The organism is Mucilaginibacter auburnensis (assembly GCF_002797815.1).
Lineage (GTDB): Bacteria > Bacteroidota > Bacteroidia > Sphingobacteriales > Sphingobacteriaceae > Mucilaginibacter > Mucilaginibacter auburnensis.
The window spans coordinates 542,788-562,524 of record NZ_PGFJ01000001.1 but is presented as its reverse complement, the minus strand read 5'-3'; the positions used below and the strand labels follow the sequence as shown (position 1 = coordinate 562,524).

General features: G+C 39.3%; 11 protein-coding genes, 1 tRNA gene and 1 pseudogene. 6 read left to right on the top strand and 7 right to left on the bottom strand.

The window, feature by feature from the left end:
• Positions 1-3: 3 nt before the first annotated feature.
• The 4 genes from CLV57_RS02465 to CLV57_RS02450 are packed head-to-tail and all read left to right on the top strand — an operon-like array spanning position 4 to position 6,938.
• Positions 4-3,630 carry a hypothetical protein gene (locus CLV57_RS02465; RefSeq protein WP_100339773.1) on the top strand — a complete coding sequence of 1,209 codons (3,627 nt, stop codon included), beginning with the start codon at positions 4-6 and terminating at the stop codon, positions 3,628-3,630.
• On the top strand, positions 3,627-4,868 hold the full coding sequence (locus tag CLV57_RS02460) for a hypothetical protein (RefSeq protein WP_100339772.1): 1,242 nt from the start codon (positions 3,627-3,629) through the stop codon (positions 4,866-4,868). The genes CLV57_RS02465 and CLV57_RS02460 overlap by 4 nt, the downstream gene beginning before the upstream one ends.
• On the top strand, positions 4,855-6,378 hold the full coding sequence (locus CLV57_RS18470) for a hypothetical protein (RefSeq protein ID WP_169927052.1): 1,524 nt from the start codon (positions 4,855-4,857) through the stop codon (positions 6,376-6,378). The genes CLV57_RS02460 and CLV57_RS18470 overlap by 14 nt, the downstream gene beginning before the upstream one ends.
• The gene (locus CLV57_RS02450; RefSeq protein ID WP_157799045.1) at positions 6,375-6,938 is read left to right on the top strand and encodes a hypothetical protein; all 564 of its coding nucleotides are present in this window, start codon (positions 6,375-6,377) and stop codon (positions 6,936-6,938) included. Before CLV57_RS18470 ends, CLV57_RS02450 begins: the two co-directional genes overlap by 4 nt.
• Positions 6,939-7,655: 717 nt before the next feature.
• Here CLV57_RS02450 and CLV57_RS18665 read toward each other — a convergent pair.
• The 3 genes and pseudogenes from CLV57_RS18665 to metG all read right to left on the bottom strand — a co-directional run.
• Positions 7,656-8,462: pseudogene (locus CLV57_RS18665) on the bottom strand (RHS repeat-associated core domain-containing protein); the annotation flags it as partial.
• Between the two features lie 158 nt (positions 8,463-8,620).
• A tRNA-Arg gene (locus CLV57_RS02440) sits at positions 8,621-8,692 on the bottom strand.
• A 119-nt stretch (positions 8,693-8,811) separates the two neighbouring features.
• On the bottom strand, positions 8,812-10,875 hold the full coding sequence (metG, locus tag CLV57_RS02435; RefSeq protein ID WP_100339769.1) for a methionine--tRNA ligase: 2,064 nt from the start codon (positions 10,873-10,875) through the stop codon (positions 8,812-8,814).
• 110 nt (positions 10,876-10,985) lie between these two features.
• Here metG and CLV57_RS02430 point away from each other — a divergent pair, with 110 nt between their 5' ends.
• Positions 10,986-11,915, top strand: coding sequence for a S66 peptidase family protein (locus CLV57_RS02430; RefSeq protein WP_100339768.1), 930 nt, complete (start codon positions 10,986-10,988; stop codon positions 11,913-11,915).
• Between the two features lie 4 nt (positions 11,916-11,919).
• On the opposite strand, the gene CLV57_RS02425 is transcribed toward CLV57_RS02430, so the two are convergent.
• Positions 11,920-13,182 carry an outer membrane beta-barrel protein gene (locus tag CLV57_RS02425; protein ID WP_100339767.1) on the bottom strand — a complete coding sequence of 421 codons (1,263 nt, stop codon included), beginning with the start codon at positions 13,180-13,182 and terminating at the stop codon, positions 11,920-11,922.
• A 165-nt stretch (positions 13,183-13,347) separates the two neighbouring features.
• Here CLV57_RS02425 and CLV57_RS02420 point away from each other — a divergent pair, with 165 nt between their 5' ends.
• On the top strand, positions 13,348-14,022 hold the full coding sequence (locus tag CLV57_RS02420; protein WP_100339766.1) for a hypothetical protein: 675 nt from the start codon (positions 13,348-13,350) through the stop codon (positions 14,020-14,022).
• Positions 14,023-14,102: 80 nt separating this feature from the next.
• Here CLV57_RS02420 and CLV57_RS02415 read toward each other — a convergent pair whose 3' ends face one another.
• From CLV57_RS02415 to CLV57_RS02405, 3 genes are read right to left on the bottom strand one after another with little or no spacing between them, the layout of a single operon-like run.
• On the bottom strand, positions 14,103-14,666 hold the full coding sequence (locus CLV57_RS02415) for a DUF1735 domain-containing protein (RefSeq protein WP_100339765.1): 564 nt from the start codon (positions 14,664-14,666) through the stop codon (positions 14,103-14,105).
• 27 nt (positions 14,667-14,693) lie between these two features.
• Positions 14,694-16,391, bottom strand: a complete 1,698-nt coding sequence (locus tag CLV57_RS02410) for a SusD/RagB family nutrient-binding outer membrane lipoprotein (RefSeq protein ID WP_100339764.1) — start codon at positions 16,389-16,391, stop codon at positions 14,694-14,696.
• A 22-nt stretch (positions 16,392-16,413) separates the two neighbouring features.
• Positions 16,414-19,617 (bottom strand): SusC/RagA family TonB-linked outer membrane protein, encoded by a 3,204-nt coding sequence (locus CLV57_RS02405; protein ID WP_100339763.1) that lies wholly within the window; start codon positions 19,615-19,617, stop codon positions 16,414-16,416.
• Positions 19,618-19,737 lie beyond the last annotated feature (120 nt).

Here is a 19,737-nt window from a genome sequence, read left to right as displayed (position 1 = left end):
GTTATGCCGCATATCTTCAGATTACATAAGGGTTCCATTACAAATATTTTAGACTGGAAATTAACTAATAAAATTACTACGGGAGATCTAAGAGACGTTGTTGATCAAACAGATGTTGCCGGATCATCTGCCGGATCATCTATTCCAACACCAATAGCCCGTCTGTTTTTATTCAATACAGCATTCCAACTTATTGGAAACCAGATCTATAATCGCAAGGCCATTGGTAACAGCATTTATTCAGCCCTGGTTTCTGAAACTTTGGACCTACTGGAGATGCTTTATCTAAATGGGTCTAATTCTGAAATGTTCCGCTACGAGAAGTGGACTTTTGACAAAGACAACAAAAACTTTTTTGGTAAAGACCGCCACCATGGCTTACTATTTGAGTCATTTAAACAAGCAGCTGCACAAGCCCCTTTTGACAATAATCAGTTGGATATCACTATGATATTTTATAAAGAGGGCCAACGGGAGATTCTTATAGGCGGCACCTCGCCTTTTACCTTTGTTTTTCTATCCCCAAATTTTAAACGAAAACATAGGGAAAAGGGCTTCAAACCAATAACAGGCTTAACAACACACGAACACCTTTTTACCAATAACTACAAGCAGTTACATGAACGCGACGAATCTTTCATTTCCTATATCCACACATTAGTAAATAACGCCGGCCCTTCTTTTGCCAGGTTTGCTGATTATGTTAACTGGACAAAACAGTTGTATCCGTCTGTTTTTGAAGGAGAAACTGCCGAGCTGGAAGATATTAGCTATGGCAATAATATGCCTTTGATTGCCGGAAATATTCGTATTACCAAAATAAGCGATACTGATAAGCAAATAAAAGTAAGTAAACACAGCGACTTTAAAATTGACCTGCCACCAGATTCACCTTATGTAGACAAGGCGTTGACACCGTTGTTTTTATACAGCAATATGGATTATAAAGGGCAATATACGTCGCCCTCTAATTTATGGTCAAACAAAACAATTATTAGTGCATTGGCCTATGGGGAAACAACACTTAATAATATAAAAAACAGGGAACTGCCGGGGGCTGGAGGTATAGCATATCCTTTCTTTTCAAAATTTGATTTTTTTGAGAAAAGCCTGGTTACCTTACCCGATTACATATTAGACGATAAAAAGTTTGTAACCCTTATAGATGATCAGGATTTTATACTGCCCATCAAACCTGTATTTTTTAACCTTTTCCCTATTAAAGACATTAAAAAATACGTAAAGGTTACAAGGGCTTTCTCGGGGCATGGCAAAAAGCAGGAGGTAACGGTGCAAATAACAATACCCGTTAACGGCCCCACAATGCACAAAAGAAATATTACAATATCACAAACTTATAAGCAAAATCCCGAAGTACATACAGAGCACGACAGAGATAAATACCCGTTTACACAGTATTACGGCATTCTGGGTATTTTTCCTTTTATACACACAGATGATCAAGATTTACGATTTACCAATAACTACACTGTAGCTTCTTTTGAAAAAACAAACGAGGGTGACCCTGTTAATAATATTTTGTTCTTCAAAAATGACGGTGTAAGCAAAGAAAACTCACCAGCTTACCAACGTGCAGAATACAAGGATGTTAACACCCGCAGTTCATATTATCAGGTAAACGGATCATTTGATATAATTCAAATAAATTTTTTAAAGTCAAGCGTTACACATGGCGGGGTTATTTTGCCGCGTTTTCAAGAAGTAAAAAAGGGAACCGACAACTACATATACGCTATTGATTTTGGCACCTCTAATACCCACATAGAGTATTCGCGTATTGATAATGACCAGGCGGTAGACGTAAAACCTTTTGAAATTACTGAAAACGGCATGGTTATGAGCATGCTTAATAAGCCGGCTTTAATTAAAGAACAGGATGGAGCCGCAGAGTATGAAGACTACGGTAATAAAAAAAGCTTTGGCTCTATTATTGACTCGGTAAGGGTTATTACTGCCCGAGAATTTGTTCCCTTTCAAATAGGACCCAAGAAAAGCAGAACTGCTGAATTCCCTGCCGTTAGTTTCCCTTTCAGAACAGCAATATTTGAAAGCCACAGCGTAGCTCAACCCCAGTTGTTTTCACACGCTAACATTGGGTTTAACATTGATAGAGATGTTTTGGTATACAATCAGGGTTATCAAACAAACATTAAATGGCAGCTGGAATCAAGCCTTACTGACACGCAAAAACAGAACAGGGTAAAACTTTTCTTTAGGCAGCTACTATTAATGATTAGAAGCCATGCGCTGCTGTTAGACCGTACAGTTGCCAACAGAACAAATGGGTGCGATATTAACACCCTAAAAATAGCCATGTCATTTCCGATGAGTATGGATACAGATTTAAAGGACGCTTTATCTAAGTATTTTACTGAAGAAATGAAAACTGTATTTAAAACTGAAGACAGTGGAGAAAGGGCAGCAGAAAAACGTATTGTAGAAGTAACAGAATCAATAGCACCTTACTATAAGCTGCTTAAACAAAACAATAACATTAAGCATGATATTTATTGCAACATTGATATTGGCGGAGGCACATCTGACATAGTACTTGTTAAATATGGCTCAGAAATAAGCAAGTTAGCAAACAACACTACTGTTGAGGAAGAACTACTTACTTGCTATTGTAACTCAATAATGTTTGCGGGCAAACAACTTTGGGGAGGACTGGCCGATGATTATAACCCTACAGACAACGGCTTTTTGGTATTTTATCTTAAACTACTGCAAAAGCGAAATCAAAATGCCTATGAGGAGATTCAAACACTGGTAAACTCCAGGAATATCCGTACGGAAGATCTGGTTAGTTATTTATTCAATTACGAACCCTATAAGCTGGAACATATTTTTAGCGAGTGCCGTGAACTTAAACTTCCGTTGTTACTCCATTATTCTGCATTGCTATACTATATAGCCAAATCATGCAAAGCAAAATCTATGAAACTGCCTAAAACGCTTAGTTTTTCAGGCAAAGGGAGCGAATACGTTGGAATTATCTTTAGTTCGCGCGATCATCTAAAATCATTCACAGCTAAGGCTCTAAGTTTATTCTCGGGCTTACCGATAAACCCTGAATTTGAGATTCCTCCAACAGTAAATCCTAAAGTAATTACGGCTCAGGGATCTGTACTATACGGAGCGAAACCGCTGCTTAAAAAAGAAGAAGACATTTTTGGAGCCGGCACCAAAAATGATGCAGACGAACCACGCATCTTCCCGGTTAAAGATGAATACCATGGCTTATTGGATAACGATAAAGACATAATGGTGCGCAACTATGGCGATTTTAAAGAAAGTATGCCTGCCTACGCCAGCGTGATGAACAATGCTGTTGAATTTTTAGATGTATTTTTTGGGGATGCCGATTTAGTACGGGGATCTGAACGGGCATTAAACATCAACAATCTTACAAAATATAAAGCTTTCTTCACAGGGGCTCAAGATCTGCTTGCCAGCGGGCCTTTGCGCAATAGTTTTAAAACAGCACTTGATGATAAAAACAAGTTTGGAGCTGCTGACGACTCCCCGTTCTTCTTTCCGTTCAAAACATCGCTAATTGAATTATCTAAACAAATTGCCTCAGAGGCCATAAAAGTTAAAGGATTATGAGAAAAATAATATTTTTTTTAAGCATCATTTTATTTCCTGCTTTTTGTTCGGCCCAAAAAACTACTGACGAGCGCAGATCAGAGATGATAATCAAAGCCGTAAATTTTTCGGCAAGCAAATTGAATTTCGAAGGCAAACCCTTTATCCCTGACAACAGCACATACCTTACTATTGAAACTAAACTCAAAGCTTATCCAAAGGCTAATACACTGTTTGGTAAATTCAGATCGTGGAGTATAATCAGGGGGGATACGAAAGAAAGAAAAGCTGTTAAGGCTGTTAGAAGCGAAATTATAAAAGACCTTCCGGAAATTATAGCTAACCTGGATACCAATGCTACAGATTATAAAAACTTCCGAAGCGAGTTAGACAATTTGGCTGGCATAAAACAGCAGCCCACCCAAAGCAACGCACCCGTGTCGCCAACCCCTCAAGCGCAAAACATTAAGCCAGGTTCATCAGATTCAATTGCAATAATAACTCAACAGATAAGGGATTTAAAAAAGCAGACTCCCGACAATAATCTTGCGTTAGCTGGTGTTGCTATTGCCGTAATAGGTTTATTAGTAGCAATTGTAGCTTTGAGAAAGAAATCGTCAACTAAAAGTTCAGACGAAACAGATGCTGCCATGCAGGATAAAAAAACTCTTTTGAAAGAGATTGATCACCTTAAAAATGAAAACATAAATCTACACCAAAAAGTAACTAAATTAGCAGAAGACCTAAACAGGTTAGAAGCTGATATAAGGGAGAATGAACGTTCGGTAAGGAACAAATTAACGGAGTTAGAAAACAAACCTGCTGAAATTATTTTCGAAAATATTCCTAAAAAAAATACTGCTTCGGCTACCAACAATACTGATAACCTTATTGCTTCAACCACCATAAGCGGCGAAAGAGATTTTGGCTCCAACGCAACGGACGCTGAAGTGATGTATGCAAAATACAGCGATGTTGAAACCGGCGGCTTTAGCCCGAGTATATTGAAGGATACCCAAAATGGTGAGCGTGCATTTGAAATACATATAGCAGGTACTACCGGCACATACAGTATATCCGGCGATGAAAAAGTTCAACGCTATGCCCTGCAAAACTTTGAATACCTGGATGCGGCGTGCAATGTAAAGGGTACCCCGCAATCAAATGGAAAAATTGTTACCCTTAAACCGGGTACCTTAACCATGTCTGAAGAGGGAGATTGGATTATTGTTGAAAAGGCTGATATTGAGTTTAAATAGTCAAAACATGTCGCCGGAAGAGAAAAAAGATCTGATCATTCAGGTTGCAAAGGTAATTAAGCGTCAAAACAGCAGTGAGACGTACCCCTATTACCATGACTTTATAAACATTTGTAGTGCTTACGGATTGGATGAATATGCCTTTAACATGGAAATATTGCCCAATGCCTATAGTCAGGTTCCGAAGGTTATAAATTCCGGACCGCATTGCGTAATTTTTGGAGAGCGTTGTTTCACTACAGAACAAATGGGCCTGGTTTTCTTTAATCATCCGTCGAAAAGCGAAATCTACATGAAAGACGATGCCTTTTTTAGAAAGGACATCAGAGAGATAGAGGACGCTGATAAATCAATGGAATTACTTGAGGTATTCAATAGCGAAACACTCATTGACAGGCGATACCTAAAGTTTGTTTATCATTTAAATAAAAACTTACCGTACAGAGTAGAAACATTTTACGCAGAAAACATTGATGCGTTAATTACTAAAGGGTTTGATGATGTTACCTTTTATAACTTAATTCTTAAAGAGTTCCTGCAGGGTTATATCCACATTTGGTTGGAACAAACCGACCTGGAAAATTTTGCTAAGCTTAAACAACATGATAGTTATCACGACTTTTTAACTTTTATTTACGCCGTTAACAAAAACTATCCGTTTTATGTAAACACCCAAACATTTAAAACGCCGCAAGAATTGGTTGTTTTTTGCCAACAAGACCCGGCTTTCAGGCCTGCCCTCCATAAATCACTAACCAACGGAAACATACAGATATGGCTACACGGGATTGGGAAACAGGATTGGTATGACGAGTATTTAAAGCTTTCTACATATATCAATAATTTGGCTGATTACTCCGACAATGAGAAGTTGGCGCTAAGAATTCAGGCTTTACAGCATGTTGCAGATCCAGCACTCTCATTGCCTTACCTAAACGCAAGTGTTAAAAAAATTGACTTTATTAATATTGAGGGAGCAAGGCCCGTTATTAGCGTGTTTAACCTGACCTGCGACAATATTGGATACGTAAAAGCGAGGCTAAGCTTAAGAAACACCGTAAATGACAACAGTTTACAGCCCGAAAGCATAACGTTAAGCAACACAGTGATTGATTTTAATAGTTTTGAAGGAAAAACAGTTGCTTCTGTTACGGTAGAGGTTAATCCGTTGCACTTTGTTAAAGACAAACAATATTCATTTGAAATTAGTATTGCAACTTTATATCAGGCAATAACCATCCCCGTCACCGTAACCGTTGTTTTTCCCAAAAAAGAATATGCCATCTATTTGGCGAAATATGCAGCATTTGGAGCTGTTTTCTTTTTGTTAATAAGGGCTATCGATGAAAAAATTACAGACAGGCAGGATTTCTACCCGGAAATCCCAACTTTCGCAGGTATTTATAACAGTTTTGAAGACTTCTACTGGAAATACATTATAGTTTTTATAATAATGTTATGCGGGCTGATATTAAGTTTCCGGCTAATTAAAAAATTGGAAAAATTGTGAAGACTAACCGAATACTTACTATAGCGGGCTGCCTGATTGGGGTAGTAATTGCGCGATCAATTTTGCCGGATGGCTTTTTATTCTCAACACTTATATTTGCTTTACTTGCAACAGCGCTGTATAACGGATATACTTTGTACCAGATGCAACAACAGGAAGCGCCCAACCCTTTTTCACCTGATATGAATAACGGTACAAATACACGTCCGGCCTGGGCGCCTTCCCAACAAGCCAATTCTGTGTCAAAAATGTTAAATACAAAAAATTTGTTGCTGGCTGTATGTATCGCATCGTTAATACTATACAGAGTTACTGGTCCGATAGCTTTTTACTTCTTCTCTGTAGGCGACAACCTTAATTTTACTTACAGGGGTAACCCTTATATTATTTGGACTGTATATGGCATTTTTGCAGGTGCTATTGTTGGTGGTTTTGTGGCCGTTAGAAAATTTAAATTAAAAAATATTTACGCCCTGTATCCAGCATTTGCTTTAGTACTACTAATTGTTTTTCTTGTTATTTACAACGCTTCCTTTAAATCGCATGATTTCGGGTACTAAGCCTGATAATTTATTGTGTTAGCTTATTCACCATATGCATAAACGAAAAAAGCTATTCCCTGCTCAGAAAATAGCTTTTTAGTGGTCCCGACGGGAATAGGTTTGAGAATGAATTACATCAATTCAGCGTTATTCGACTTCAACGTAATGTTTTAAGCGCTATTTAGCATCATTTGAATTTTACCTACTTATTGTCAAAGCTCTTAATATATCGTTGGATAACCTTACGGGCCTAACAGATGGTGAGCTTGATGCTATCACACTAAACCGCCCCAAGAGCTCACCTCTCTTATTGACGATGACCGTGAGCATGTCTTCAAGGTTGTAGATGCCCTTATCAGGGATACTAAGAAATAGAAAAGCCCAACACGAGGCTGGGCTTCAGTTTGTTATTTGTATTACCAACAACTTTTATACACTACCCACTACCATAGTTTTATAACACAACCTTAATTAATTTCACTTGCTATTAATAACGGGGTTAGAAGTAAATTTAAAATTATAAAAAAGATACCAATCATTAAATTTAGCCCCCCTTTCCTTATTAAAAAGCAACCAATTACTATACCCCCAATAAAAAAAACAATCAAATCAACGTAAAAGAAATAAGGAATATGGAAAAATTTGATTCTCCAATTATATTGTTATGAGGCACTCGCTAAATAAACATATAGATCGTATAGACAAAGTAAATAAATAGCTTTGGTTATAAAAAGGTTATTGGTTATTGATTTGTTTCTTAAGCTCATCCCCTGAAATAGTTTTTTTTCCATCTTGAACACTATTAAAAAAGTTTAGTATTGCATTAGCCACAGTTCCCTCTGTAGCCTCATCCATAGTACTGTGATCTACGCTCTGTCCTCCATACATTGCACCAGACATATCATTGTTCACTACTTGCCCAGGTGTGGACTCAATATTCTTGTCGCCATGAGAACCAACTATTCTCCCCAAAAAGCTGCGCGCTTTGTTTTTTTGAAAATAATTTAAGTTCTTCTTCACATTTTTACTGATTTTCCTATTCACCTTATTACTTCCCTGTCCATTTGCAGCATCTACCGTGACTAATAAATCAACTTTTACATTGGCTTCGTCCAACTTTTTGGCAAGATAATTTGCCAAGACACCGCCATAACTGTAACCATATATCACGATTTTAGCTTTTGGATTTATCCTTAAAGAATGATCTATAGCATCCATGGCGTCTGCAACACTTTCATCGTCCCCTAAGTTATATTGGGTATGGTATTGAACACTTATCGTAAAATCCTTTCTTAAAGGAGCGAAATCTTGCATCAAACGATCTATCACTGGTGTCGGTCCTTGTTGTGAAGCCCACCCGATGTTGGCCCCTGTGAAGAGAATGATTATATCTCCCGGATCTCTCCCCTTAATGTCAATAAACCTTGCTGGATTGTTGAAGGCATACAAGTACGGATTTATACTTTCGTACCTTTCGGTATGCGGATCCACTGTCGTCCATCTTGCTATCAAAGGATCATAGAACCTTGCGCCATAATCGTATTGGTTTAGTTCATCCTACAGCTCCTTTCCATTGTAAAGATATTTATTTATACTGGCTTTGCCTTTGTTGGTGTTATCACCAACAAATTAAATGCGATGTTCTTAGCCTTCCATCACAAATAACAAAGCCCTTAGCGTCTGCTAAAGGCTTGATTTAGTGGTCCCGACGGGAATCGAACCCATATCTAGAGTTTAGGAAACTCCTATTCTATCCGTTGAACTACGGGACCATTTTAATTTCGGATTTATTCGTAATCGCTTATCTAATTTGAAACTTTGGCAAATGTGCAAATTATAGGCGGATAAGCAAAACACATATGCATATTTACTCATCCGCATGTTTGTACATTTACCGTATTACCGAGCCGTTGTTGAAATCTTCAACCGGCGCTACAAAACTTAGTTTGCCTTCGCTATTCTCTGCCATCAGTATCATTCCTTGCGATGTAATGCCTTTTATGTCGCGCGGCTCCAGGTTTACCAGTATGCTTACCTTTTGGCCAATTATAGCTTCGGGCTCATAATATTCGGCAATGCCCGATACTACCGTACGTTGATCAATACCGGTATCAATGGTCAGCTTCAGCAGTTTTTTAGTTTTAGCTACCTTTTCGGCAGTTAAAATGGTACCGGTACGTATATCCATGGTAGCAAAGGTTTCATAGTTAATATTCTCCTTTGCGGGTGTTACCTGCACCTCCTCAACAACAGCAGTAGCAGCCTGTTTTTTGCTGTTCAGTTTTTCTATCTGCTTTTCAATCACCTCATCTTCTACCTTTTCAAACAACAAGGTAGCAGGGTTTAACTGGTGCCCGGCCTTGAATGCTATCTCCTGGTCAAAGTTGAATTGCTCCGGCAGGTTCAGCATCCTTAATATCTTTTTAGCGGTTGCAGGCAAAAACGGCTGTAAACAGGTAGCTAAATGCCCGATAATATATAAACAGTTATGAAGCGCGTCGCGGGCATCATCAGGGTTGGTTTTGATGGATTTCCACGGCTCTTTTTCAGTAAGATACTTGTTGCCTAAACGGGCAATATCCATAACCGACTGCAAGCCCTGGCGGAAGCGGTAGTTTTGCAAGCTGCTATCAATGGCATCATAAAATATACCTATCTCATCGTTAAGGTAACCGTCGGTTAGTTGTATATCGCTCTCTATTCTGCCGTCGTAAAACTTATGCATCAATATCATTACACGGTTAACAAAGTTGCCTAATATGGCCACCAACTCATTATTTACGCGCGCCTGGTAATCTTTCCAGGTAAACTCGCTGTCGCTGGTCTCGGGCAGAATTGAAGTCAATACATAACGTAATTCATCCTGCTTGCCAGGAAACTCTTCCAGATACTCATGCAGCCACACTGCGTGATTACGGGATGTGGATAGCTTATCGCCCTCCAGGTTTAAAAATTCATTGGCCGGCACATTCTGCGGTAGCACATAGTCGCCATGCGCATGCAAAATAGATGGGAAAATAATGCAATGGAACACAATATTGTCTTTACCTATAAAATGGATCAAACAGGTGTTATCAGCTTCATTGGGCTGTTGTTTCCAGTACAGCTGCCAGTCTTTCCCCTTATCAATAGCCCATTGTTTGGTGGCAGATATATAGCCTATAGGCGCATCCATCCAAACATATAGCTTTTTGCCCTTAGCTTCTTCTAACGGCACGTCAATGCCCCAGTCAAGGTCACGCGTCATAGAGCGCGGCTGCAGGCCCGATTTTAGCCATGATTTACATTGGCCAAAAACGTTCACCTTCCATTCTCCATCTTTTTTATCTATCCATTGCTCCAACCATGGCTGATACTTATCTAATGGCAAATACCAGTGCTTGGTAGCTTTTAAAACCGGGGGTTTGCCGCTTAGGGTTGATACCGGGTTGATCAGGTCGGTAGGATTGAGTGATGTTCCGCAACGTTCGCATTGATCGCCGTAAGCATTATCATTATGACAGTTGGGGCAGGTACCGGTAATGTACCTGTCTGCCAAAAACTGCTGAAAATCTTCATCAAAATATTGCTCGGAGTATTGCTCTACAAACTCGCCTTTCTCATACAAATTCAAAAAGAACTCTTGCGACAGATCATGATGAATAGGAGATGATGTGCGGTGATAAATGTCAAAGCCAATACCAAACTCCTCAAAGCTCTTTTTGATCTGCTCGTGGTACTTGTCAATAATGGCTTGTGGCGTAGTACCTTCTTTTTTCGCTTTTATGGTGATGGCAGCGCCGTGCTCGTCAGACCCGCAGATGTAAACTACATCCTTTTTCTTTAACCGAAGAAAACGTACAAATATATCAGCCGGCAAATACGCGCCCGCCAGGTGACCGATGTGTAAAGGTCCGTTGGCATAAGGCAGTGCCGAAGTAATGGTATAACGCTTAAAATTATCTAATTGCGACATTTATTTTATTTATCAATAGCTTGCAAAGATAATTTATTTTGAGCCCGAATGCTAAAGCAAAGTAGCCTGACCGAAGCAGCTAAACTGCAAAACTTTAAGTAATATTGAACATGCATAACGCCTTAAAGCCAACCATACAACCGCAATACTTAAAAAAGGGAGACAAAATAGCCATTACCTGCCCTGCCAAAAAGCTCCCCGCCCCCATGACGGATGCAGTTGCATTGTTAGAAAGCTGGGGATTGGAAGTAGTTTTAGGACAAACAGTAACCGCAAACTATCACCAATTTGCAGGCGATGACGACCTGCGCGCTGCAGATATGCAACGTTTTATTGATGATGACAGCATTAAGGCGATAATAGCCGCCCGCGGCGGCTATGGCACTGTGCGAATGATCGATAAGGTTGATTTTAGTCGTTTAACAAATAACCCAAAATGGGTGGTAGGCTTTAGTGACATTACGCTGCTGCACTCGCATTTGTTGGCCAGTTACAACCTGCAAAGCATTCACGGACAAATGCCCATGAACATACCCGACGCTTCGGCACGCTCCTTAGAAACGCTGCGAAAGGCCCTGTTTGGGGAGAAGCTCGCGTATGAGGTTACTCCGCATGCCGACAATCGTGAAGGTGAGGGCAGCGGAATACTCACCGGCGGCAATTTAAGCTTGCTGATATCAGCCATAGGCTCCGTTTCTGATGTTGATTACAGCGGAAAAATATTATTTATTGAGGATGTAGGCGAATACCTTTATTCGGTTGACAGGATGATGCACACTTTGAAACGGGCAGGCAAACTGGCTAACCTTGCCGGGTTGTTAGTTGGAGGTTTTACAAGCATCAAAGATAACGACATACCATTTGGGCAAACTGTGCCTGAGATTGTGATGAATGTTGTGAAAGATTATAGCTATCCGGTGTGCTTTGACTTTCCGGCAGGGCATATAAATGATAATTGTAGTTTAGTTTTAGGCAGTTCTGTAAAATTGGCTTTAACTACGCAACAAGTGAATGTACAATTCACAAGCCCTCTTTTATAAAAAGTTAAAATCCATAACTCAATACCAGGTAAATTTTATTGGTACTTGCGTGTTGACCAATTGCATCGGTTAAGCTGCTGCTCATTTCGTTTCTTACTTGTACCGCATACTTTTTGTAGCCAACACCTACGCCAAATAAAATACTTGTTTCTATTTTGCGCAGGTTATCTGCCGAAACAAGCGCTTTGGTTGTTGTTGTGGTTGTTGTGTAAAAAACATCTTCAGCAACTACTCTATTACGTGTGCTGATAACAACACCATTGGCTATACCCGCATTCAGGTACCATGAAATTTTATTTCCGCCAAATGTATAGCGAAGCATGTTATTTATCTTAATAAATGAGTTTCCAAAACTAATATCATAATTAGTACGAATATCATTTGACTTTGTATACGTTGCTTTGTGATTGATGGTATAAGCATTATAAATAGCCTCGTTTATCAATGACCATGCATTGCCATTGCCTTTAAAAAAAATTTCAAATCCAACTCCGCCTGTTATACTTGCTGACGTTTGTTTGTCAATCAAGCTTAGTGGTATGAGGTTTGAGCCTGCACTATTGAACTTAGATAAGGAAACGCCTCCTATTATGCTCAACGCAGTTTTGGTTTTTTCCTTAACTTTAATTGTCCCTGCATCCAAGTGTCTGCAGTTGTAATACAGTTTAAATAAAGCTACCATGCCAGACCATGTGTAATTTGTAGCGTCTATTTTTGACTCAATATCACTGCAATCATTTAAATACTGTTTAAGCTGACCAACATACTCTTTACTTTCAACAATATTCCTTCGGCCTTGCAAGTCAACATAAAAACGTTTATGATTTAAGGTTGCAATTGTCCCATCAACACCTGTAATAAAAAAGTGAATTTTTGATTTACCATCTTTCAGATAAAAGAGGCTTTTTTCACCACTAACCAATGTCAGCAAAAAAGCACTAACAGTTTTAAGCTCATAGGCCCTTGAGTAACTTAATTGTCCATCCGTATATGCAGATGTGTCGATAGTAACAGTAGCGGCTTTATAATAGCTGTCGTTAACAAAAAAGCCTTTTATATCCCTACTACTGTATATGGTAGCAGCGGCTTCGTTTTGTGTTTTGAAACTAATAGCTGTTGGGTTTTTATCCCACTGCTGATAATTTATAGTGCCTCTAATTGTATCGCCTTTGAGGCTTAATATGTACCCACTGGTAAAATTATCTTGTGCAAAAACTGTTGAGACGAAAAGGGTAGTGCAAAGAATAAAAAGAAATAGCAGACGCATGCTTAATTATGATAAATCTGGTTAAGGTCGCGAAGCTACACAAATAGTTGCTATTAACCGATAAGATTATCAAGTCGATTAAAACCACAGTTAAAATATTACTTACAAACGCATTTCTTTAAATAAGATTGATATATTTAAGCGTTACGTATTACACATTAGCTTATGAAAAAACCACTTTATTACAGCATTGCCTTTTCTGCTTTAATGGCTTACCAATGTAGCGCTTTTGCTCAAATAGGAGTAGGCGTTCAGTTTGATAACACGGATGTCAACTATGGGGGCAGATTACGTTCCAATTTTAACGACCCCAATTACCTTTATAATACCTGGGCAAAAGGCTCGGTTTTACAGGGCGATGGTAAAAGCTTTAATAATTTGGATCTGATGTTTGACCGCTCCAAATCAAGAGTGCTTTTTAAAGATGCGGATGGCAGCACTAAGGCTTTTGCTGTTCCTATAGCGCAATTCTCTATTAGTTCTCCTGAAAGTCCTTTTGCTGCAGAAAAAATCTTCAGACGAGGCTTTGAGCCTATTGACGGAGCCACTGAAGCAACTTATTATGAAGTACTCACAGATGGGAATATAAAATTATTAAAGCTAACCGAAATGAAACGTGTGTTTGAACGTGCGCCAGGCTCTCTTTATGAAACCAAACAAATTAAGCCCGCCTACAATTACTACGTTGCTGAAAACAATAAGCTTACCAAACTGCGTAGGGAGAAAAAATTTGTAATAAACCTGCTTAAAGAAAAAGTCCCGAATATTGAGCAGGTAGTCGCAAAATTGAATTTGCAACACGAGGAAGACCTTGTAAAACTATTTAGCAGCATAAATTAACATACCGTTTCGAGCTGAAAATTAAAACAAAACCCCCGATATTAATATCGGGGGTTTTTGTTTTAGCGAGTTACCTACAATTACGGATTAACAATAATCAGTAATATTCTGTAAGCTTGGTTTGTGCTAATTACATATCCGGCTTTATCAACACTTTTGATGCTAACCGGGATAGCCCAACGACCGGTTTTTAAACCCGGGAAGTTGTTAGGTGTGTAAGTAATTGTAACACCGCCTGCATCTCTTGAACCGGCAGGGATTGTAGTTATCCCTCCGTTTGCAATAGTAAAATTAGCATCTGGCAAACGTTGATATTGATTAGCCGCCGTTAATGTAGCATTATACGTAGCTAATCTGGCATCATCCGAAGCAACAGTTACTGCAATGTTCTCTGAAGCAACATCTTGAGCCGACAAGTGGATAGGTAGCGTAACCGATACAGGCGTTGCACCAGCAGCAGCTAAAGATATAGTCTTCGATATGGTGAAAGTGGTACCACTTACAGGCATATTGATCACTTTATTGCTTGATGCCACTTCCTGGTTTAAACCGTATTTAAATTCATCATAGCCTTTATCCTTCAAACATGATGACAAGCTCAATGTAAGGGCGGCAAACGATAATATTTTCGTGAATTTTTTCATTTTCTTCTTCTTTAAAAATTAAACCTATTATTTATCCCAAAAAACAGCTGATGTTTGAGGATTAATAACACCTTGCGCGTTTACATTAGTAGCATTGTAGTTAAATTCGTTTTGAGGATATTGCAAACGCAATGGTATAACGTTGTTAACTCTTGCCGGATTCAATGATAATGGAAGGTCTGCAGGAACCCCTAATCTTCTGTAATCTGTATAAGCCTCCAGGTGGTTTAAGCCAATTAATGACAACCATTTTTCAAAAACAATCACTTTAGCTTTACCATCACCAGCGGTTGCTGCTGCATATTGGCCGGCAATATTTCTTTTAGTGATGTAATCAGTTGCTGCTGCACCTGGTGTTGTAGATGCACCTGTTGAAGTTTTATTTACACCAAGGAAATTAAAAGATTCTGTTATTGCAGCAGTTAACAAAGTTGTTGCATCACCACCAATATAACCTCTGGATGCAGCTTCTGCCTGTAAAAACAAACTCTCAGTAGCGGTTAACACCTGTTGTGGTTGAGATACCGATTTAGCAAGGCCAGGGCCAGCCACATCAGATTGATTGGGTGCTTTATATGGATCAGTATTAACAACAACCTCTCCAAACTGAGCGCCTATGTAGTTATATAAATAAACTGGGCCGTTAGGAAATTCTGGCGCCTCCTGTTTAGGGTTTGTAAAGCCTGCCTGAGGATTAGTAAGAGGCGTTTGAACCTTACTAAACACGAACATGTAGCGATAATCATCGTCAGCACCCTCAGTTGCAGCTTGTTGTTGACCTCTGGTAGTCGTATTGTTATTCGCTCCGAGTCTACCATCAGGACCAGCAAATTTTGAAAGTATAAATGTATTTGCCCTGTTGTACTGGTCAGTAGCACCTAAAGCCGATAATTTGTAAGTATCCCAATAAGGGTTTTGCTTTAAATTTACAGCTACGTAACCGGGGTTTACAGCTGCATTCTCTCCGGCACCAAGGTAACCAGCACCATCAGCGGTAATTGCCGCAGATACAGTCGCAGCTTTAGCACCAGTTGTAGGCAATTGCGACATGTGCACTAATAGTTTCAGACGCATAGTGTTAGCCAATTTTCTCCAATACACAGATTCGTTGGTTGTAGCGCTGCTAACTGTACCGAACATAATGTCGGCAGCCTGTATATCAGCGTCAGTAGTAGCCGCTGTAGTTTTCAACAAAACAGCAGCCTGATCTAACTGAACAAACAGGTCGTTGTAAATGTCCTCAGCTTTATCATAAGGAGGAGTAATGTTGTTAGATACATCAAACGCTTTTGAATATGGCACATTGTTGTATTGATCAACAAGGTTCATAAAACCAATGGCTTTAATAATTTTAGCTACTGCCACATAAAAAGGCTGATCTAAAGCTTTACCTTGTTTTTCCAGAATTGCAACGTCAAATAGTAGATCGTACCAGTTTGACCATTGCGTAGCATTAAAAGCGGCAGTGATTTGGTAAGATTCAATCTCTGCGGATTGACCGTAAGTACCTGAATGTGCCCAATACCCAGTCCATTGTGCAGCGTAATCATAGCCAGTACCTGTACGCACACCAAGTGTATGTAAAATACGTGGTAATAATACCTTTGGAGTAATGGATGCTTCGGTAGGGTTGTTTGGATTGTTATTTATATTGAAAAAGTCTTTCTTACAGCTCGTTGAAAACAACATCGCCGCTGTAAAAACCGAAATAAATATTTTTTTCATCTCTATATCTATTTAATGTGTGTTAGAATGTAACTGTTATATTACCACCAATTGTTCTAACAGGAGGGTTAATTGTTGAGTTACTTATACCAGCTTGATTACCTGTTGTTACGCCGGTAGTACCGCCGGTTCCGAAACCAGTTGATGCACCGCTAAAGGTAAAGTCAGGATCCTGATATTTGTTGTTTTTAGGCAACCACAATACAAGGTTTCTGGCAGTTAATGCAACACTAAGCGCTTTTACAGTTTTTGTGCTACCAAACACAGCTGCTACAGGCAGATCGTAGCTAATAGATAACTCTCTGAATCTCCATGAAGCTGCGCTGATTAAATAGTTTGATTTAACAGAACGACCAACGCCGGTCCAGAAACCTTCCGGGCTGTTTAAAGTTACGCTGGTGTTTGGAATGTACGGACCACCTGCAACAGCTTGATAAACAGAGTTAGGGAATATAAATCTCTCGCGGCTATTAGTTGCAGACAGATCAGAAACACCTGTCCATGACATTGCGTCGCCGATATCAGCATAAGCCTGGTGACCACCTTTGTATTCAAACAAAGCAGAAAGGTTTAAACTTTTCCAACGAACAGATGGATTTAAACCAACTACCCATTTTGGCAAGGTTTGACCATATATTACTGTATTAGTTGCAGCAGTTGGAGCACCGGTTAAAGCACTAACAATAACTTTTCCTGTAGCAGGATCGCGGTTATAGTCTGTAGCTCTGATCATAAATGCTGGATAGTCTTTTATTGCGTAGTTACCTGCAGCAGTGTATCCACCAATAAATACCTGATCAAGACCAGGGTATACTGAAGTTACAACGCTTTCATTGTAAGTAGCGTTAGCAGCGAAATTAACATGTACCTGACCAAGGTTAACCAATGGAGTTAATTTTAAGTCCATCTCCAAACCTCTGTTCCTGAAAGATGCAGCGTTAACATATGCCTGAGTATAACCTGTACCGCTTGATACTGCGATAGGAATGATCTGGTCAGTCATCTTTTGGTTGAACGCGGTTAATTCCACGTTAATTCTGCTGTTTAAGAAACCTGCTTCCAAACCAACCTCTGTAGCCTGAATAAATTCAGGTTTCAATGCCGGATTATAAGTGGTGTTGCCTGCAGAATAACCGGCAGTTGAACCATAAGGGAAGCCACCGCCCTGATCAAAAGTTGCAGCTAACTGGTACGGAGCTATATCAGAGTTACCTGTTTTGTTCCAGCCACCACGTAATTTTAAGTAAGAAAGAACATTATTGTTTTTCAGGCCATCAATGGCATCGCTAAGGATAACCGAACCAGTAACGCCTGGATAGAAATAGCTATTCAAACCTTCTGCTAAAACTGAAGTTTTTTCGTTACGTGCTGTAACCTCTATGTTTGCCCAGCCTTTGTAACCAACACCTGCACTGCCGTATACAGCAAACAATCTTGATCTTCTCATTGGAGATGAACCGGTAAGCTCGCCGGCACGCTGACCAATGTTGTAAAGATCTTTAACGTTCAACACTGTAGCACCAACTCTGGTATCGCGACCGTCATCCTGACGAACATAAGTACCAGCGATAGCTGTCACTTTGAAATCTTCGTTAATTTGTTTGTTAAAAGAAGCGAACAACTCAGATGACATACGTTGTTGCGTGTAAGCGCGTTCTTCAACAGCACCCGGAATCAATCCAAAACCTCTTTCGTCATGACCGAAAGCATTTGCATTCTCACCTCTTGATTTTCTTCTTTCAACAAGTGTAGTGCTTGTTAAAGATCCGCGGTAAGTCAAGTTCAACCAATCTGCAACTTTAAAGTCTAAATTCAAATCAGCTTTTAGATCTTGTTTTTTACCTTCTTTACGCCAGTTATCAATAGCAAAATATGGGTTTAAGCCATAGTTTGTAAAGTAGTAGTTGTAAGATGCGTAAGGATTGTTTTTGTAATCTTTGTAATCTTGTAAGTTAACGAAACCGTTTGTGTTGAACAATAAGTTCATCAAACCCTGATTCAAACCAACGTTTTGAGTAACGTTGTAATCAGACATACCTTCCTGGTCAAACAGGTTATAGTTATTTTGTACGTAGTTTGTGTTTACACCCACTTTTAATCTGCCGTATTCTTTAGCCACGTTTAAACGGAAGCCACTTCTACGGTTTTTATCGTTAGGAACTATACCGTTGGTTAACGCGTCTTGTAACGATAAGAAAAAGTTCTTTTCTGAATAAGAAACGTCGTTTTGAACGATAGTACCGGTTTTGAAGAACTCTTTTCTTGAGTTATTTGGGCTATATTTAATTTTTTGAGTTGTTAATGCGCCAAATACAGGGTCAACAATACCATCCAAATCAGGACCGATCTGAGTCATCGCACCATCATAACGCGGGCCCCATGACCAGTTCTCAATTGGATCATAACCGCCTAAACCGGCAGCGTTACCACCACCACCTAAACCAAATTGATTTTGAAAACTTGGAAAGAAGCTAACTGATTGAAACTGAGTAGAGTTACTAACTGTTACTACCGGAGCGCCGGTTTTTGAACCTTTTTTGGTTGTAACAATGATAACACCGTTACGTGCATCAGAACCGTAGATACCGGCACCTGATGAACCTTTAATAATGTTCACATCCTCAATGTCATTAGGGTTGATAGATGACAGGTAGTTAATATCAGTTTGAACACCGTCAACCAATAATAAAGGGTTGTTGTTACCGGTTAATGAACGGATACCACGAAGGTTGATCTTAACGTTCTCAAATACACCGCTGTTAGTTGTGGTAATGTTCAAACCAGAAACTTTACCTTGCAAACCGTTTGCTAAGTTTACTGCGCTACCTGCGTTGATAGCTTCGTTTTTTACCACTGCAGAAGCATAACCTAACTCTCTTTTTTGCCTTTCAATACCTAAGGCAGTTACCACAACTTCGCTTAACAGCTTATTGTCAGATTCAAGAATAACGTTTAGTACGCTTTGACCTCCAACGGTTACTTCCTTTGTTTGAAAAGCAACGAACGAAAACTGCAAAACTGCGCCGGTTGGTGCAGAAATAGAATACTTACCGCTTGCATCGGTAGGTACGCCGTTAGTGGTTCCTTTGATTTTTACTGTTACTCCCGGAATGGGTAAGCCATCGTCTTTGGCTGTAACCGTACCAGTAATAGTACGGTTTTGTGCAAACGCTTGCGTTAAAAATAACATCAAGAAGCACAAACTTACTAGTAGAAGTTTTTTCATGCGTTTGAATAAATAAGATCAGTTAATAGTTAATTAATCATAAAAGTAGTGTTACATTATTGAATTCACAAATAATTTCACTAAAAACCGAAAATTTTTTTCCTAAAAGCAGCCCTGATA

Excerpts from the sequence above, each read along its gene's own strand:
- CLV57_RS02465 (WP_100339773.1), top strand. The coding sequence starts at position 4 with ATGCCGCATATCTTCAGATTACATAAGGGTTCCATTACAAATATTTTA.
- CLV57_RS02460 (WP_100339772.1), top strand. The coding sequence starts at position 3,627 with ATGAGAAAAATAATATTTTTTTTAAGCATCATTTTATTTCCTGCTTTT.
- metG (WP_100339769.1), bottom strand. The coding sequence starts at position 10,875 with ATGTCGCAATTAGATAATTTTAAGCGTTATACCATTACTTCGGCACTG.
- CLV57_RS02430 (WP_100339768.1), top strand. The coding sequence starts at position 10,986 with ATGCATAACGCCTTAAAGCCAACCATACAACCGCAATACTTAAAAAAG.
- CLV57_RS02425 (WP_100339767.1), bottom strand. The coding sequence starts at position 13,182 with ATGCGTCTGCTATTTCTTTTTATTCTTTGCACTACCCTTTTCGTCTCA.
- CLV57_RS02420 (WP_100339766.1), top strand. The coding sequence starts at position 13,348 with ATGAAAAAACCACTTTATTACAGCATTGCCTTTTCTGCTTTAATGGCT.
- CLV57_RS02415 (WP_100339765.1), bottom strand. The coding sequence starts at position 14,666 with ATGAAAAAATTCACGAAAATATTATCGTTTGCCGCCCTTACATTGAGC.
- CLV57_RS02410 (WP_100339764.1), bottom strand. The coding sequence starts at position 16,391 with ATGAAAAAAATATTTATTTCGGTTTTTACAGCGGCGATGTTGTTTTCA.
- CLV57_RS02405 (WP_100339763.1), bottom strand. The coding sequence starts at position 19,617 with ATGAAAAAACTTCTACTAGTAAGTTTGTGCTTCTTGATGTTATTTTTA.